Source organism: Sphingopyxis sp. H053 (assembly GCF_001468225.1).
GTDB lineage: Bacteria > Pseudomonadota > Alphaproteobacteria > Sphingomonadales > Sphingomonadaceae > Sphingopyxis.
Genome location: NZ_LNRU01000001.1, coordinates 647,829 through 665,162, shown reverse-complemented (window position 1 = coordinate 665,162; position 17,334 = coordinate 647,829). Strand labels below are relative to the sequence as shown.

The 17,334-nt window shown below is 57.4% G+C and carries 12 protein-coding genes and 2 pseudogenes; 7 read left to right on the top strand and 7 right to left on the bottom strand.

The genetic code is table 11. From position 1 onward, the window contains the following. Positions 1-91: 91 nt before the first annotated feature. The 5 genes from ATE70_RS03030 to ATE70_RS03010 form a co-directional block, all read right to left on the bottom strand. Positions 92-2,656, bottom strand: a complete 2,565-nt coding sequence (locus tag ATE70_RS03030; RefSeq protein WP_058536446.1) for a TonB-dependent receptor — start codon at positions 2,654-2,656, stop codon at positions 92-94. 321 nt (positions 2,657-2,977) lie between these two features. Further along, positions 2,978-3,418: an acyl-CoA thioesterase gene (locus ATE70_RS03025; RefSeq protein ID WP_058536529.1), complete on the bottom strand. Its 441-nt coding sequence runs from the start codon at positions 3,416-3,418 to the stop codon at positions 2,978-2,980. Between the two features lie 60 nt (positions 3,419-3,478). Further along, positions 3,479-4,714, bottom strand: coding sequence for an iron-containing alcohol dehydrogenase (locus tag ATE70_RS03020; RefSeq protein WP_082639254.1), 1,236 nt, complete (start codon positions 4,712-4,714; stop codon positions 3,479-3,481). After that, positions 4,711-6,348 (bottom strand): flavin-containing monooxygenase, encoded by a 1,638-nt coding sequence (locus ATE70_RS03015; protein WP_058536444.1) that lies wholly within the window; start codon positions 6,346-6,348, stop codon positions 4,711-4,713. Before ATE70_RS03015 ends, ATE70_RS03020 begins: the two co-directional genes overlap by 4 nt. Positions 6,349-6,409: 61 nt before the next feature. Further along, the gene (locus ATE70_RS03010) at positions 6,410-7,312 is read right to left on the bottom strand and encodes an alpha/beta hydrolase (RefSeq protein ID WP_058536443.1); all 903 of its coding nucleotides are present in this window, start codon (positions 7,310-7,312) and stop codon (positions 6,410-6,412) included. Positions 7,313-7,586: 274 nt separating this feature from the next. Here ATE70_RS03010 and ATE70_RS24070 point away from each other — a divergent pair. Then, positions 7,587-7,975 (top strand): annotated as a pseudogene (locus tag ATE70_RS24070) (transposase); the annotation flags it as partial. Between the two features lie 194 nt (positions 7,976-8,169). Here the strand turns inward: ATE70_RS24070 and ATE70_RS02995 are convergent. After that, positions 8,170-9,153 (bottom strand): AraC family transcriptional regulator, encoded by a 984-nt coding sequence (locus ATE70_RS02995; RefSeq protein WP_197411362.1) that lies wholly within the window; start codon positions 9,151-9,153, stop codon positions 8,170-8,172. Between the two features lie 203 nt (positions 9,154-9,356). Here ATE70_RS02995 and ATE70_RS02990 point away from each other — a divergent pair, with 203 nt between their 5' ends. The 4 genes and pseudogenes from ATE70_RS02990 to ATE70_RS24065 all read left to right on the top strand — a co-directional run. Continuing rightward, positions 9,357-10,901 carry a flavin-containing monooxygenase gene (locus tag ATE70_RS02990; protein WP_082639256.1) on the top strand — a complete coding sequence of 515 codons (1,545 nt, stop codon included), beginning with the start codon at positions 9,357-9,359 and terminating at the stop codon, positions 10,899-10,901. A 236-nt stretch (positions 10,902-11,137) separates the two neighbouring features. Beyond that, on the top strand, positions 11,138-11,875 hold the full coding sequence (locus ATE70_RS02985; protein WP_058536441.1) for an SDR family NAD(P)-dependent oxidoreductase: 738 nt from the start codon (positions 11,138-11,140) through the stop codon (positions 11,873-11,875). Between the two features lie 117 nt (positions 11,876-11,992). Then, the gene (locus ATE70_RS02980; protein ID WP_231732557.1) at positions 11,993-12,796 is read left to right on the top strand and encodes an SDR family NAD(P)-dependent oxidoreductase; all 804 of its coding nucleotides are present in this window, start codon (positions 11,993-11,995) and stop codon (positions 12,794-12,796) included. Positions 12,797-12,868: 72 nt separating this feature from the next. Beyond that, positions 12,869-13,630: pseudogene (locus ATE70_RS24065) on the top strand (transposase); the annotation flags it as partial. Between the two features lie 113 nt (positions 13,631-13,743). Here ATE70_RS24065 and ATE70_RS02965 read toward each other — a convergent pair. Next, positions 13,744-15,198, bottom strand: coding sequence for an NAD-dependent succinate-semialdehyde dehydrogenase (locus tag ATE70_RS02965; protein WP_082639257.1), 1,455 nt, complete (start codon positions 15,196-15,198; stop codon positions 13,744-13,746). A 156-nt stretch (positions 15,199-15,354) separates the two neighbouring features. Between ATE70_RS02965 and ATE70_RS02960 the strand changes: the two genes are divergently transcribed. Both ATE70_RS02960 and ATE70_RS02955 read left to right on the top strand, forming a co-directional pair. Then, a complete protein-coding gene (locus ATE70_RS02960) occupies positions 15,355-16,152 on the top strand; it encodes an IclR family transcriptional regulator (RefSeq protein WP_197411361.1) in 798 nt (265 codons plus the stop codon). Between the two features lie 18 nt (positions 16,153-16,170). After that, entirely contained in the window at positions 16,171-17,328 is a 1,158-nt protein-coding gene (locus ATE70_RS02955; protein ID WP_058536438.1) for an acyl-CoA dehydrogenase family protein, read from the top strand. The last annotated feature ends 6 nt before the right edge of the window (positions 17,329-17,334 follow it).

The window sequence follows — 17,334 nt, the reverse complement described above, 5'->3', positions numbered from 1 at the left end:
AAGACGCTGGCTGTCTGCAGGTCTTCCCGAGCATTTAGCGACCCGGGATCCTCAGCAATGATGCTTGGGAATCCCGGACCGGGCCAACGAGCTAGAACTTATAGGAGACGTCGACGCCGAACCGGCGGAGCGCGCCACCTGCAATGAAGTCGCCTCCGAACTCCGGAGCGATCACCACGTCCTCGACATAGTGCTTGTTAAACAGGTTGGTAGCGAACGCAGAAATCGAGAAGTTGCCAACATCCACACCGAGTCTTGCATTCACGGTCGCAAATGTATCCCGCGTCGAGTTGTCATAGGTTGCCGGCAACCCGAAGATGGTCGGTGTCGTATTCCGTTGAACGGTATGGAACGGGGTTGGACCGACAACTCTGAAATCGATTCGGCTAACCAGATTGACCCGGTCGGAAACCGGGGCATTCATCTGCACGCCGCCGTTGATCGTGAAATCGGGCGTCGCAGGAGATTTGTTGCCGACGGTATAAGGACGGCCGCTATTGGCTTTGATTTCGCTCTCGGTGTAGTTTCCGTTCACGAAAACCTTGAAGACGGGCGATATCTTATAGTCGATTGAAGCGTCGATACCGTAGATCTGCACCTTGTCGATATTGGAGGTGCTCCGCAGCAAACCGAAGTCGCCGACGAAGAATTCAAAGAATTGCATGTTTTTCACGTTGGTGAGAAAACCGGCCACTTCGAAGTTCACCGCATCGAAAACACGCCCCTTAACGCCAAGTTCGAATGCGCTGTTGGTTTCCTTTTTGATGAGATCGGGAACCGAGATTCCGGCACTGATGCCTGTCGGCGGCGGCGGATTGAAGTAGCCATTGATGATTGCCTCGGTGCCGGCCGGATTGAAGCCACCGGCCTTGAATCCCATGCCCCAGTTTCCGAAAATCGTGAGGTCATTGTTGGGCTTGTAGGTGATCGTGATCTTCGGTTGAAGTTGCTTGAACGTTTCCGAAATCGGGGCAATCACGCCCGACGGGTTATAGGCCGGGTCGAGCCCTGGATTGAGGAAATAGTTCGACGGCGTGGTCGCCGTACCAATCGGATATCCCGTACGCGGATTGCCAACCCAGCGCGTGCGGGCATTTACCGGAACATTATTGATGCGGTCGCGCGCTTCGATATCGTAGCGCAGTGCGACGCCCAGCCGAAGTTTGTCAGTCGCGTCCCAGTCGGCTGCGGCAAACACGGCATAGACATTGGTCCGGTAATTGTCATCGGTGAGATTCTCCGTCGGGAATCGCGGGTCCGTCGTGAAGCACTGACGCGTCCCGCCCTGGCCCGTGTCGAGAGTAAGGTTTACGCAAACCCGTCGATCGATGTAGATGTAGCTACCTCCCAGTTGCCAGTTCAACGAGGTGCCTTCGCCGCCAGTGAGCCGGATTTCCGAAACCACATCTTTCTGCGTACGACGATTGCCCTGGATACCGTCGCAGGTGGAAGGTGAGTAGGGCATGGCGAAACCGAACGCAGCATTATACTGTGTAAATGGCGCCTGGTTGACTACTCCTGCCGTGGCTGGCCTGGTGCGGATGCAGGTGGGCTCGTTGTTGAAAAAACCGAACGCCCCGCTCGTTCCTCCAGCAATATATTCATTCCTGTTGTTGTTGTAGGCCACGACTCCGATCAATGTGCCGAAATCCAGGTCCTGCCGAATTCTCATCGACGCCCCATATGTTTTTTGCCAGTGCTTAGCCTCGGTGTCGTCCGTGAATATGAACTTGTGCTTGCTCACCGGCGCGTTGAAAATCGGGTCATTGAACGCTTGCGCGAGCGTTGGGATCTGGAAGACTGCGTTGAAACTCAGTGCGCCGCCGTGGCTTCTTCCGTAATTGGCCTTGAGATCGATTTCGGTGTCATCCGAGGGCTCAAGCAGGATGCGCCCAAAGATGTTCAATTTGTTATAGCTGTCCACTGAAGCCGGATTGCCGCGATAGCCGTACACACTCTGATGCAGATCCGACCCTACGAAGGTGTTGCGATAATATCCGTCCGACTTGGTCCATTCGCCGTTCAGCACGAATCCGACACCATCTGTGACAGGGCCACTTAGCAGCCCGGAGACGAGATATGTGTTGTCGTTGGCGACACGGCCCTTGATCTGACCAGACAGATCCGGCGTCGGCTTCTTTGTCGTAATGACGATAGCGCCGGCCGACGCGTTCCGACCGTAGATAGCGCCCTGTGGCCCCTTGAGAATTTCGACCTGTGCCAGCGCACCCTGAGGCTCATTAGTTGAAGCAATGCTCGTCTTGAGAACGCCATCGACCACCAGCGCAATGTTGTTTTCCGCGTCGCGCGGACTGTTCAGACCTCTGATGTTGATGGACACGTCCGATGGATCGGTTGTGGCGGTTTGAATGGTGACACCCGAAGTCAAGCTCACGAAATCGACTGCTACGCGAGCTTTGGTATTTTCGATTGTGTCGGTCGAGAGCACATAGACCGACGCAGGAACATCCTTCAGGGATTCGTTCTTCTGCCGTGCGGTAACGATGATCTCGTCGCCATGGCCTTCTTCTGAAGCTTGATCGATCACGTCGCCGGCGCTGCTCGCCACCGCCTGGGCGTTCACTTGCCCGGGCAACAGCGCAATGCCCCAAGCGCAACCACATAGAAGCTGCGAAATTGCCTTCAGGTTCATCATCTCTCTCCCTCGATTGCAAAGTTCGGCTCTTCACGCGTCTCCCGCTGCTTGCGGAAAGGCGAATGCCGACTTAGTTTGTCGTCAAGGCGTAGAGCCCATCGAGGGGCGGCAGTCTTGAAAATCCTTGCTCGCATGGGTTGAACAATCCTGCGAGGTGGCAACCGGGATTGCCTAGGAATTCGCGGCCATTCCGGCCGCAAGAGCAGCTATAAATTCCTGCCGGGCCGCACTGATGATTTTAGGAAAGCGTGGCGCTTTGCAGAGCCACGGCCGAGGCGCTCGGTCAGCTCACGATCAGCGACGATCGAGCATCATGCGATATCAAGTTTCGATCATCTGCGCCGCAAGGACTTTTCGCCATCGCGCGGGCAAGACGACTGGTCGGCGGCTCTTACGATCTACCATGACATGGGTGAAATGCCCTTCCGCGGCAGCAAGGACGCTCAGCTCGCGGAAAATGCCAACGCGATACGTCACGCTTGTTCGCCCCAAATGGCTTACGCCAAACCCGAGATCGACGGCTTCCGGATAGCAGACTGCTTCTGCGTATCTGCATCCCGTTTCGACAACCAGGCCGATCAGCTTGCCTCCACTTAGGCGAAGCAGGCCACTACGGATCAGCCAGCTGTTGATCGCAGTGTCAAACCATCTGTAGTGCACGGCGTTGTTTACATGGCCATAGATGTCATTGTCCGCCCATTGTGTCTGAATCTTCACCCACTGCGGGTAAACATCGCGGGGCAAGAGCTCCGATTTTTCCAATCTGCCTCCTTGGGCAAGACGCTTCAACGGGAATACCATTCGGGAGAAAACTCGGTAGCCTCAGTAGGCTTCTCGATATAGCGACAGGGCGTCTTGTTCCGTCATGGCTCTCGGATTGTTGACGAGAAGCCGGGTCTGCAGCATCGCATCTCTGGCGAGCGAAGGCAGGCTCTCTTCAGGAACTTCCACGTCCCGAAGCCTCAATGGGCAACCGGAATCGACCAGCAGCTGGCCAATGAAGGACACAAACGCCTCAGCTCTCTCGACAGTCGGTGCTACCGTGGGGCCCAGGACCGCGTCGCCAAGTTCGGCGTACAGCGGCGACGCTGTTACCATATTGAATCGAAGTACCGGCATCAGCATGAGTGCGTTGGACAGCCCATGTGCGATGTGAAAATGTCCTCCGAGCGGATAAGCAAGCGCGTGGACCGCCGCGACCGGCGCGTTCGCAAACGCCTGCCCCGCAAGATTTGCACCAAGCATCATGGCTTCTCGCGCGTTCCTGTCATGACCAACGCGACAAGCGGTGATCAAGTTGCCCGTCATGAGCCGGAGGGCTTCGCGAGCAAACATATCGGACATGGGGTTCTTGCGGTTCTGGCTCGTATATGCCTCGATGGCATGCACGATCGCGTCGATGCCTGTTGCCGCAGTGAGGAGCGGCGGCATACCGCAGGCAAGTTCCGCATCAAGTATGACCCGATCGGCGTATAGCTGCTGCGCTATAATTCCCGATTTCGAAGATTCCCCCGTGGTCAGGATTGATATGTTCGTTGCCTCGGACCCTGTGCCGGCGGTAGTCGGCATTTGCACCAGAGGCACTCGTTTGCCCCTTACGCGATCTATGCCGTAGAGTTCGGACAAATTTTGCTCTGAGACAGCAAGGACCGCAACCAGCTTGGCAATATCCATCGATGAACCGCCACCCAGGCCAAGAACGATATCCGTGCCCGCCTCACGCGCCAGCTGGACAGCGTTGGCGAGCACGGATTCGGGTGGGTCGGCAACAACGCCGTCAAAAACCGTTATTGCGAAGCCGGCTCCTTCGAGCGATTCCAAAGCAGGATCCAGGATACCAGCGGCGCGCAGATGATGGTCCGTAACGATCAGGATGCGGCGCTCGGCAAAACACTCAGCGAAGAATTGTCCCAAGCGGCGATGGACGCCCCATTCGACATGGAGGGTCGGCACTGAACGAAAAACAAGCGGCGTCTCGCGACTCCCAAATCTCGTTTCTGCCGCGCCGCGAGCTGGCGCGGCGAGCGATCCATCGAGCGGTCGCGTCGCAGAACTCACGTCAAAATTGCTTCGCGATCGAAAATCATTGAGTCATATCCTGACTCGCGCACCGCCTGAAGTGCATCGCGGTAATTTCCAAGGCCGCCGAGATAGAACATTACGGCGTTTTTCTTGCCCGGAATATTGGCTCCGAAAATCCACGATTCAGCTTTCGGGAAGAGTGTCATATTTGCAATTGTCCGGCACGTCTCTACCCACTCGTCTTCGGCGGCCTGTGTCGGCTCGATCGTGGAGCGGCCGTCGGCTTCCATGGTGGCAATGGCGTCGGCAATCCAGTCAACCTGGCTTTCGAGACTCGGCGGAAGGTTTGTGAATGGGCCATTCGGGCCGAGGATCATGAACATGTTCGGGAAGTCGGCTTCCATCATTCCGAGATACCCCAAGGGACCATCGGCCCATTTTTCGCGAATGGTTACACCGCCGCGCCCGTGAATATCGATCTTCGTATAGTTCCCGTCGACCGCATCGAATCCCGTGGCGAAAATCACGACGTCCAGTTCGTGCTCGATACCACTGGCTAGGCGAACGCCATTTGCCGTGAACTCGGTGATCGGATCTTCCTTGACGTCTACCAGCGACACGTTCTTCCGATTGTAGACTCCGTAGTAGTCCGTTGCGCACAGGGGGCGTTTGGCATAAAGATCGCTAGGCATCAGTTTCCGGGCAATGTCCGGATCCTTCACAATTCTGGCAATTTTCCGCTTGATGAAGTTGGCAGCGGACGTGTTTACGTCATGACTGGTTGCGACATCGGTGAATGTCTCGAACATGAAGCGGAAGCCGCCACCTCGCTGCCAGGCTTCTTCGAATACCCGGTCTCGTTCGGCTTCGGAGACATCTAGTCCTGACGTTGTGCTCTCGGCGAAGCCAAAGGCAACCTGTGAACGCTTAATCTGTTTCCAGATTTCGTCATAGTTGGCCTTATAATTGTCGATCGTCTCGGTGTCTTCGGGCCAGTTTCCAATAGGAACCACATATTGGGCCGATCGTTGAAACACGGCCAGATGCTGCACAATGGGCGCAAGCGCGATGATGACCTGAACGCCTGTAGAGCCGGTTCCTATAATGCCGACACGCTTTCCGCTCAGATCGGCGCCTTCTGGCCAAGCGCCAGTATGGTAAACTTCGCCGCGATATTCATCGATGCCGGCGAATCGTGGCTTGTTTATTGCCGAAAGCAGCCCCAGGCCGGTGATCAGATACTTCGCCGATGCCGACTCCCCCTTATCTGTCAAAACGTGCCACAAGCCGGTGGCCTCGTCGAAGCGGGTTGACACGATTTTCGTATTGAATTGATAGCTGCTGCGCAGATCAAAGCGGTCAGCGACGCCGTTCAGATATTCGAGAATCTCGGGCTGCGTAAGGTATCGAGACTGCCAGCTGCCTTGATCAAGAAGTTCCTTGTCAAACGAAAAGCGGTAACAAAAGCTCTCCGTATCGGAAAGGGCTCCGGGGTAACGATTCCAGTGCCAGGTTCCCCCGACGTCGCTCGCATTGTCATAGGCCTTCACGTGAAGACCCTGCTCATTGCGAAGCTTATGGACCGCATAGAGTCCTCCAAAGCCTCCGCCGATGACAATCGCGTCGAAATCGGCACCATGGGTTTTTGTCGCGGTTACATTGCTGATCATTATTTTCTCCAGAGCGGGGTTCCCGCACAAACCGTTGCTGCGAAATGGATTTTCGCGCGTGTCAAAGTGAGTGATACCAAGCGGCGATCTTGAGCAGTTCCTCGTCAGCTTCAGCGGCTCGACCTGCGAGGGCTGGAAAGACATGCTGCATGCCAGGGACGACCGAGAAGGCGACTGAAACGCCTTCGCTCCGCGCCTTTTCGCACAAGGCTTCGGCGTCGCTTAGCAATGTCTCGGCGCCGCCCGCATTGACGTACAGTGGAGGGAATTGCTGAAAGCTGTTCTCGAGCGGGTTCGCCAGCGGATTTAGCGGACTGGTCGCGTCGCCAAGAAACATGGCGATCATACCTTCCAGTATCGGCCTGCCAACGAGAGCATCCGTTGCGGCGTTTGTCTCCAGCGTGGCGCCACGCAACGCCATGTCCAGCCAGGGCGAAAACGCGATGAGGCTTCCAGGAAGCTGCTCGCCAAGTTCTCGAAGTTGAAGAACCATGGCAATGGCAAGATTGCCGCCGGCGCTGTCACCCGCACTTGTTATGTGCCGGGGCTCTATGCCTCTTTCGATCAAGCCCAAATATGACGCAACCGCATCCTCGATCTGGGACGGAAATGGAAATTCAGGCGATCGTCGATAGTCCAGGATGAAAGCTGATACGCCCAGAGCTTTCGCAAGATGCCCCACAAGCTTGCGATGGCTATCCGCTGAACCGACCGCGAAACCTCCGCCGTGGGTGTAGAGTATGACTCGAGAGAGATCTGCATCTCGCGGGAATGCCCAGATGCCTGGAACACCGCCAATTTCATCTGACTTGTAGCTTACCCCTTCCGGCTCGCGTGCCGGCTTGCCCCACTCGTCGAACATACTGCGGAGCCCTGCGATGGACATTTCAGGATCAGCGACCATTCGGTTGCTCCAATCCTCGTACAGCTCGCGCAGGAAATCTGCCTCCCGATTTTCCGCCATTTTCCTCTCCATCCAGATTCTTGCGAACGCCGTACTCCACCGCTGCCCGTCGCGTGAGGCAGACAGATGTGAGGCGTGATCAGGAGGAGACGTAGGTTGTGCTTATGGGGACGTCTTGAATTTCCCTGCGCGTTCCGTTGTCGTTTATTGCTACCGCCCAAATTCGCTCAAGGGGATCTGTCCCACGAGGTGATGCAGCTGGGGATTGAGGTGGTCACCGTGATTTCCGGATAGGTTTGGGATGCAACGCTGGAGCCTGACGGAAGGAACCACGATGACCGATTCGATGATGCACCTGCGCTCGCTGGCCGAGAAGGCGCCTGACGCTGACATTCTGCGCGACATGATTTCGTTTGCCGCCGAGCGGTTGATGGCGATGGAGGTCGGCAGCCTGACCGGCCGTGAGCGGGGCTAGCAGAACCGCGCCGGGACTGTCGATCTGCGCATCCCCGCTTGCGCAAAGCCAGCTACTTTCCGCGCTTTCCGGAATCGCGCCGGATGGCCGAGCGGGCACTGACGGCGGTGATCCAGGAGACCTATATCCAGAGCATCTCGACGCGCTCGGTCGATGACCTAGTCAAGGCGCTTGGCATGGATGGCATCGCCAAGAGCCAACTGAGCCACCTGTGCGAGGAAATCGACGAGCGGGTCACCGCCCTTGTCGGACTTCGGATAATGTGAGCAGCATCGGCTATGCGTCGGGATATTCTTCAGAGGCAGCGTTCAGCACTGCCTTTCATCACACGATGGGGCAGGCACCAAGGCATTACCGGCATTACATGCAAAATGGAGTCCCTGAATTGAAAGACGCCGGAAAGAATGACACTCATACCTGCTGAGCCTACGTTTCCGCGGCGTTAAACCCTTATCGCCGGTCGCTGCGTTTCGCGGTCCTTGGGGAACCATCGGCGCCAGGCGCGATTGAAGCTGGCGGCGTCTTCGTAGCCAAGCCGAACTGCAATTTCGTCCCGCCTCAACCGTGCCGAACGAAAATGAACGGCGCGTTCTTTCAACTCATCGTCAAGCAGGCTGCGGAAATTTGTCCCGGCCTCTGAAAGCCGCCGCGCCATCGTACGGCGCGAAATTCCTAGGCTGCGTGCAACCGCATCTGCGCCCAAGCGCCCGTCGGGCATTGATTGCAAGAGATGCTCGACCCTGCCTTTTAGAAGCGCAGAATTTTCCCGCCGCCTGCGTAGCGTCAGCTCCAGTTCGTTGATTGCGCCGCGGTGCAATATCGGATCGGCTGTGACGGGCCGCATGCTCCACCAAGAACGGGGAAATCGGACGCGATTAACCCCCGCTTCATATTCCACGCCGGGCCCGAGCGCGGCACGGGCGCGTTCGGCATAAGTCGGAATAGGGACCGAAAACGAAAACTCTAGCCCGTCGATATCGCCTCCTAGAGCCGATTGCATCATCGAACGAATGGCCAGAAAATTGACTTCCATCATCGGCAGCCATTGCGTCTGTGTAAGGGGGACCGTCACCTCCCAGTCCAGCGTATAATGGTCTCGCCCCTCCCGGATGACGCCGCGCTGAAACGGCGTACGTGCTGGGCCGTAACGCGGAAGCAATTTTATGCCTTCGCCAACGGTTGCCGCCGATATCACGGCTATCGCAACCGCGCCGTGGATAGAAACATTCCAGATTTCTGGCTTTGAGAACACGATGCCGGGGCCATACATGGCCGTTAGATTGTCGATCACGCGCGCTTGCTGAAACAAGCTGATTTCGCGGACCGGATCGGCCAGATCCTCAGGTACCAGGTCCGCACCTGCCAGAATATCGTGATCCCCCGTGCCATAAACCCGGTGAAGAAGCCGTAAATAGCCCATTGTCATCGGGAGTTGGAACAATGAATCTTGCATTGGCTCAAAATGCCACTTTTTTGGCCGGTCAGCAACTGGCCAAAATCAGCTTCACACCGTTACGCTTTGTTTGCTGACCAACTGGGCAAACCCTCGCGTGCCAGCATCTTAAAAAAGAGAAGCCCGACCACGGGATCGTCAGATGCTACCCTCTGACGGCGACAGGAGAGAGACAAATGAACGAGACTGCCAATGCGAACATATTTACCGGGGCGCAACCAGTTGCGGCGAACTTCGATGTCCTCATAATCGGCGCGGGCATATCCGGCTTATGCTCGGCGGTTCGTCTCCAGCAGGAATGCCCGTGGGCCAGCTTTGCCGTACTCGAAGCGATGGAGTCGCATGGTGGAACATGGCTATCCAACAAATTCCCAGGCGTAAGATCGGACAGCGACCTGTTCACTTATGGCTATAGTTTCAAACCGTGGGAAGGCGCGCCAATTGCCCGCGGTGAGCCGATCCTCGAATATATGCGCGAGACGATCAGCGAACATGATCTGCAGGATCGCATCCGCTACGGTCACAAAGTCCTACGGGCCGAATGGTCCAGTGCTGACGCACACTGGATTGTAACGGTAGAAATCGGTGGCGAAACGACCGCCATTTATACTGCAAACTTCCTGTGGATGTGTCAGGGCTACTATCGCCATCGCGAGGGGCATTCTCCCCAATGGCCGGGTATCGACCATTTCAAAGGTGACATATTGCACCCGCAACGCTGGCCCCAGAATTATGATTATTCCGGAAAGCGGGTCATCGTCATTGGTTCTGGCGCGACCGCCGCGACGATCATTCCCGCATTGGCCGAAAAAGCCGAGCGAATCGTGCAGATCCAACGCTCGCCCTCTTACTATTTTCCCTCGCCAAATGAATATCCACTGGCGACACAGTTACGGCAGCTCGATATTCCGAGGGAATGGATTCATGAAATCGTCCGCCAGCAATTACTGAAAGAGCATAATGACTGGGTACGCCACAGCCTCGACAATCCGGACGTGGCGACCGAGGAAATGCTGGGCAGCGTTCGTGAGGCACTGGGTGGAACAATCCCGGACGATTTCATTCCAAAATATAAGCCGTGGCGCCAGCGCGTCTGCATGATCCCCGACAATGATTATTTCGGCGCTTTCACCAGCGGAAAGGCAAGCATCACGACCGGCGAGATCGAACAATTCACCGAAAATGGGGTGCGCCTAAAATCGGGTGAAGAGATCGAAGCCGATTTGATCGTTACGGCTACCGGGTTCAACCTCAATGTCTTTGGCGATATGGAAATCGTCAAGGACGGGGAGCCGTTGCCGATGTCCGATACTGTTACCTATCGCGGCCTGATGTTTACCGAAACACCCAATTTTGTATGGGTGGCGGGATACTTCCGTTCCGCCGCCTATACTTTGCGGGCCGAACTGGTGGCTGATCTGATGGGCAAATTGCTGAACCTGATGCATGATCGCCACTATGCGACCGTTGTCCCGAAATTGAGGGAAGAAGACAAGGGCATGAACCTTCTGCCCTATATGGCGACAGAGGAATTTGCGCCGGGATATACCATCCGCGCAGCTGATATCCTGCCGCGAAGCGGTGACCATGATCCCTGGCGCCATTCGCAGGATTATTGGGCCGATCGCGCGGATTTCGAAGCGCTGGATTTCTCGAAAGAGCCGCTGGTTTTTGAAGCCGCGCAACAGGCCGCAGCCCTTGAGCTGGCAAGCGCTACCTAGGGTCATCTGCGGACATCCGGTAATCGCGGCGAGTGACTGAGTCGCTGGTAGTGCCGCGGTCCGGGCGTTTGGCCCGGTGGTTCGACCATCGGAGGATATCATGATCCATTATGTCGGTCTGGACGTATCGCAGAAGATGACGGCGATTTGCGGGTCGATGAGCGTCTGGGGGGCGAGACAGGTCCGATGACGCCGTTGTTCAAAATGAGGAGAGAAAAAATGAGGAGAGAAAGAGTATGACCGCACGACTGAGCAACCGGGTCGCCATTATTACCGGCGCAGCGCGCGGTCAGGGCACCGCAGCCGCCAGGGCCTTCGTGCGGGAGGGTGCGAGTGTGCTCTTGACCGACGTGCAAGCCGAGCCGCTTCAAGAGGTCGCCGCGTCGCTTGGCGCTCAAGCGGATTTCGCCCAGCTGGACGTTTCGGACGAAAAGCAATGGGCGGACGCCGTGCAACAGGCGGTCACGCGGTTCGGCACCGTCGATGTCCTCGTCAACAATGCCGGCTACTATAATTCCCAACCGCTCGATACTACAGACGCCGCGCTCATGGAGCGCCATTTCCGGGTGAACGTGCTTGGCCCCTTCCTGGGGATCAAAGCCGTTACGCCCATCATGCGCGGTGTCGGCCGCGGCGCCATCGTCAACACGGCATCGGTCGCGGGGCTCCGCAATCTGCCGCAGCAGGTCGCTTATGCCACCAGCAAATGGGCGCTTCGCGGTATGGGAGGGTGCCTAGCCAGCGAACTCGCGCGCGATGGCATCAGAATCAATACCGTGTGCCCTGGCGTGATCGATACCGCAATGCTCGCCGACACTCCGCCCGAACTGAAGGCGCTGTACGCGGAGATGACTCCTGCGGGAAGGTTTGGTACCGCAGAAGAGGTGGCTGAACTAATTGTGTTTCTGGCCTCCGACGCCGCATCCTTCGTAATGGGCGCAGAAGTCGCCATAGATGGCGGCGGACGCCTGTGAGGAGCGCGCGTCTCCGCTTGGCCGACACATTGTTCGATACGGCGCACGGTTTTCCGCGATCGTCACTGTTCTGAATCGATGCGATGCGGCGTGTCACTTTTTTGAATCAGGAGAACGATGATGACGGATTTGGAGGGCCGGGTCGCGCTGGTCACCGGCGCGGGCTCAGGCATGGGGCGGGCGACGGCGCTGCAACTAGCAGCGCGGGGGGCAAGCGTTGTCTGTACCGACGTCCGCAAGTCGGCGAACCCCGACGGGTTCGAGGCCGATCTGGAAATCGATACGGACGATCTCATCGCAAGCCGCGGCGGTCGGGCAGACTTCATCGCCTGCGATGTCGGTCGCGGTGAGGACGTAGAAGCAGCGGTGGCCCATGCCGTGTCGGCATTCGGCCGGCTGGACATCCTCGTGAACAATGCGGGCATATTCACCAAGCTGGAGACGATTATCGGTCAGACCCAAGCCGATTACGACCTCACCATGAACGTGAACGCGCGTGGGGTTTGGTTCGGATGCAAATTTGCATTGACACAGATGGTGAAGCAAGAGCCCCGGGCGGACGGGTGTCGAGGACGGATCATCAACATCGCGTCCGTGGCGGCGATGGCGGGCGCGAATCTGGAACCGGCCTATTGCGCATCAAAAGGTGCGGTAACCGCGCTCACGCGCCAGCTTGCCATCGATTTCGCACCGCATTCGATCAACGTCAACGCCATCATGCCGGGTGCAATCCGAACTGCCATGACGAGGGGAGCCCTAGACGACGAAGAAGTATACGCACGCTTTCGCGCTTGGACGCCCTTTTCGAGACTTGGCGAAGCCGAAGACATCGCCCACGCCGCAGCTTTTCTCGCTAGTGACGCAGCGTCCTTCATCACGGGTATTTCGCTGCCCGTAGATGGTGGCTTTCTAGCAATCTGACAAATCGACGCTGCTCGATTCTAGATGAGTGCTCGAACTTGCACAGTGCCGTCCGCTTTTGGCAAGTTCCAGCTGACGACGGTGATCCAGGAGGCCTATATCCAGGGCATCTCGACACGCTCGGTCGATGACCTAGTCAAGGCGCTTGGCACGGATGGCATCTCCAAGGGCCCAAGTGAGCCGCCCGTGCGAGGAAATCGATGAGCGGGTCACCACTTTCCTTGATCGCCCAATCGAGGGTGACTGGACATACCTGTGAATCTACGCCACCTACGTGAAGGTCCGCCAGAACGGAGGGATCGTCTCGGTCGCCGTGATCGTCGCGGTCGCCGTGATCGTCTCGGTCGCCGTGATCGTCGCGGTCGGCGTCAATAGCGACGGCCTCCGCGAGATGCTGGGCATGGACATCGGCGCATCCGAAGCCGAACCTTTCTGGATGGCCTTACTGCGCAAGCTGGCCTGCCTAGGCCAGCGCGGCGTGAAGCTGGTCATCTCCGATGCCCAAGAAGGCATCAACGCGACGGCGGCCAAGTTGGGGCCTTGACGGACGACGCCGAACCTGACGTGCTTACCTACATGACCTACCCACGGGAGCACCGCGCCAAGCTGCACGGCACGAATCCCATCGAGAGGCTCAACGGCGAAATCAAGCGCAGGACCGGCGTCGTCGGCATCTTCCCGAACGAAGCCGCGATCAACTGCCTTGTCGGCGCCATCCTCATGGAACAATCCGACGAATGGGCCATCCAGCGCGCCCGATACATGACACTTGGAACGATGGCCCCACTCAGCGACAATCCCATCATGATGCTGTTGGCGGTGCCAGGCATATGATCGACTCAGACTGACGCAGGAAAATGCCGGGACCGACCCCGGCTACACCACCCCGTGGGACACGATCCTCAAGGGGGCAAGACGCTTGCCCCGCCGACGCAAACACACATCGCTCATGCGTAAACTCCCGCAAACCGCGAAACAAATTTCGTGTTGACGTAGCCATCAAAGGTCTCGCTACCGCCTTCCGTGCCGTAGCCGCTGTCACGGACCCCTCCGAACGGGGTTTCAGGTAATGCCAGTCCAAAGTGATTGATGCTGACCATGCCGGCCTGGAGGGCGGCGGCGGCGCGGTCGGCCCGTTCCAGCGAACCAGTGAAAACATAGGAAGCCAGGCCGAATGGCAATGCGTTTGCCCGATCGATCGCGTCGCTGATATCGCCAAAGCGCGAAACAACGGCAATCGGCCCGAATGGTTCATCCCGCATCAGCGCGATGCGATCATCCATAGTATCAACGATGGTCGGTGCGAAGAAATATCCCGCATTTCCTTGTCGTGCGCCGCCAGTCAGGACTGCGGCTCCGCCAGCGCGCGCGTCCTCGACAAGCCGCTCCATTTCCGTAATCCGCCTTGCGTGGCACAGCGGTCCCATTTGAACATCCGCCTCGAGCCCATCGCCTACCTTGACATTCGCGAAGGCGTCAACCAACGCGTCGACAAAGCGTTGGTGGACGCCTGCTTGCACGAAGAACCTGGTCGGTGAAATACAGACCTGTCCAGCGTTTCGCAGCTTGTTGCCGGCCAGTGCCAGGGCAGCGCCCTCTGCGTCGGCATCGTCGAAAACCAGGACCGGCGCATGACCGCCAAGTTCCATTGTTGTGCGCTTCATGTGGCGACCCGCGAGTTCAGCAAGATTCTTGCCGACTTCAACCGATCCGGTGAAAGTAATTTTGCGGACGTCAGGATGGGCCACCAACGTTTCTGAAATCATCGCCGCATTGCCCCACACAAGATTGAGGCACCCATCGGGCAGTCCAGCTTCTTGGAGGTAACGGGCTATGGCCAAACATGCGGACGGAGCTTCTGCAGGACCTTTCAGAATCATCGTGCAACCGCAAGCTAACGCCGCCGCGACCTTACGCACCGCCTGACTCAGTGGAAAATTCCAGGGCGTAATCGCCAAGCATACCCCCACTGGTTCGCGCAGGACCAGCTGTTGTACAGCGGGTGAGCGCGAAGGAATCACACGGCCATAGATGCGGCGCCCTTCCTCCGCATGCCAATCGACATGATCGGCCGAGGCCCGTACTTCAACGCGCGCTTCGGCCAACGGCTTCCCTTCATCGAGGGTAATGGCCGTAGCAATTGACTCTTCGTTCTGACGAAGCAGGTTCGCGAACCGCCGCAAGATGGCGCTCCGATCGAGCGGCGACCGTTGCTTCCAATCATCAAAAGCCGCCTGGGCGCATCGAACCGACGCCTCAAGATCATCCAATGTCGCCATTGCCATCAGGCCAATCTGCTCGGCGGTGGCCGGATTGATGACTGGCTGTGCTTCGCGCTCTCCTGGACTGATCCAGGCGCCTGCAATGAACAATCCGATGTCTGCATATTCATGTTGCGTCATAACGATCCTCTCCGGTCCCGAGTGCCAGCGTCCTTACGGCACCAGCATCTCAAACAACTTATTCCGCTATGCGGAAATATATTCCGCAAACTTGACAGGAGCATTACTCCCTGCTTAGAAGCATTTCAAGCCGGCAGCGACCGGAGCGAGAGGAGTATGGCGGTGCGACCGCGCAAGGAGCCTTCAAAAGTCGGTGATACAGATCGCGATTTCGTGGTCGCGTTGGGACGTGGACTCGAAGTTTTGCGCGCTTTCCGAAAGGAGGGTGAGGCCTTAGGCAACGGTGACTTTGCCGCCCGGACCGGCTTGAGCAAGTCGACCATCTCCAGGCTGACGTACACGCTCCATCGTCTTGGCTACCTGAGCTTCAATCCAGAAACGGCCCGATACAGCCTCGCTCCGCCGGTTCTTTCTCTGGGATATTCGTGCCTGGCTGGAATGCCGACCTTGCAGTTGGCCAAGCCATATATGCAGGAGTTGGCGAACTATTCGGGAATGCCCGTTGCGCTTGCGGGCAGAGATCGCCTGACAATGGTTTACCTGGAACGCTGCCGCGGTCCAAATCCGGTTACACTCGCGATCGAAGTGGGGGCGCATATCAAGCTGGCGACAACAGCAATTGGTCGTGCTTACCTGGCGGGTATCTCCGAAGATCGCAGATCTGAAATCCTTCAAGAAATTCAAGAACACGAAGGCCAGAGCTGGCCCGCGATCGAGCGGGGGATATATGATGCTTTCGAATCCTACGCCAAACACGGATATTGTCTTTCGATTGGCGAATGGAAGACGGATGTGAACTCCGTCGCGGTGCCCTTCATCCCCTCGGACGGTTCCCCCGTTCTAGCCTTCAACTGCGGGGGCGCAGCGTCTCACCTTTCACGCGATTGGATCGAAACCGACATTGGCGCTCGGCTGAAAGATCTTGTCCGCAACATCAGCGCAATTTCGCCCTGAGCTTTTGGAAACCTTTTGATGCCTTTGGACGACGATACACTCTCACAGTTCCTCGACACGCTGGATCGCTTTGTCCGCGAGCGTCTCATCCCGTGCGAAGCCGAGGTGGCCGAAAACGATGCAATTCCACCGGCCCTCGCCGAGGAAATCAGGATCATGGGCCTATTCGGCATGTCGATACCTCAGGAATATGGCGGCCTCGGCCTGACCATGGCCGAAGAGGTAAAAGCTGCATTTGTACTTGGCCAGGCCTCGCCGGCGTTCCGGTCACTCATCGGGACGAACAATGGTATTGGCTCGCAAGGAATCATCATCGACGGCACGCCCGAGCAACGGGAGCGCTACTTGCCTCGGCTGGCTACGGGAGAACTGATTTCTTCATTTGCCTTAACCGAACCCGATGCGGGCTCTGACGCCGGTTCGCTTTCGACTTCGGCCAAGCGCGATGGCGATCATTACATCATAAATGGGACAAAACGTTTCATAACAAACGCGCCGCACGCAGGACTGTTCACAGTTTTCGCACGCACCAAGCCGGGATCGACAAACTCTTCGGGGGTTACAGCCTTCCTCGTGGATGGCGATACAGCCGGCATCACATTCGGCGCTCGTGACCGCAAGATGGGCCAGAGAGGGACGCACACCTGCGATGTGATTTTCCAGGATGTAAGAGTGCACGAATCCTCAATCATTGGGGGTCCTGAGCGCGAAAATCAGGGATTCAGGACGGCGATGAAAGTACTCGACCGCGGTCGTCTGCATATTTCTGCCGTATGCGTCGGCGCCGCCGAGCGGCTAATCCGGGACAGCCTGAGTTATGCCATGGAGCGCAGGCAATTCGGTGAGGCGCTTGCGGAAAAGCAGCTTATTCAAGCGATGTTAGCCGACAGCAAGGCCGAAGCATTCGCCGCCCGTTGCATGATTGAAGAGACCGCACGTCGACGTGACTGCGGTCAAGACGTGTCTACCGAAGCAGCATGTTGCAAGATGTACGCCAGCGAGATGGTTGGCCGGGTCGCCGATCGCGCAGTCCAGATTCATGGCGGCGCAGGCTATATGTCCGAATATTCGGTGGAGCGGTTCTACCGGGATGTGCGCCTGTTTCGAATTTACGAAGGCACGACACAAATTCAGCAACTCATCATCGCACGGAACATGATCCGTGACGCCGCCTGACCGGAG

Coding starts and splice junctions, on each gene's coding strand:
- ATE70_RS02995 (WP_197411362.1), bottom strand. CDS start 9,153: ATGACAATGGGCTATTTACGGCTTCTTCACCGGGTTTATGGCACGGGG.
- ATE70_RS02980 (WP_231732557.1), top strand. CDS start 11,993: ATGATGACGGATTTGGAGGGCCGGGTCGCGCTGGTCACCGGCGCGGGC.
- ATE70_RS02965 (WP_082639257.1), bottom strand. CDS start 15,198: ATGACGCAACATGAATATGCAGACATCGGATTGTTCATTGCAGGCGCC.
- ATE70_RS02960 (WP_197411361.1), top strand. CDS start 15,355: ATGGCGGTGCGACCGCGCAAGGAGCCTTCAAAAGTCGGTGATACAGAT.
- ATE70_RS03010 (WP_058536443.1), bottom strand. CDS start 7,312: ATGGCGGAAAATCGGGAGGCAGATTTCCTGCGCGAGCTGTACGAGGAT.
- ATE70_RS03030 (WP_058536446.1), bottom strand. CDS start 2,656: ATGATGAACCTGAAGGCAATTTCGCAGCTTCTATGTGGTTGCGCTTGG.
- ATE70_RS03015 (WP_058536444.1), bottom strand. CDS start 6,348: ATGATCAGCAATGTAACCGCGACAAAAACCCATGGTGCCGATTTCGAC.
- ATE70_RS02985 (WP_058536441.1), top strand. CDS start 11,138: ATGACCGCACGACTGAGCAACCGGGTCGCCATTATTACCGGCGCAGCG.
- ATE70_RS02955 (WP_058536438.1), top strand. CDS start 16,171: ATGCCTTTGGACGACGATACACTCTCACAGTTCCTCGACACGCTGGAT.
- ATE70_RS02990 (WP_082639256.1), top strand. CDS start 9,357: ATGAACGAGACTGCCAATGCGAACATATTTACCGGGGCGCAACCAGTT.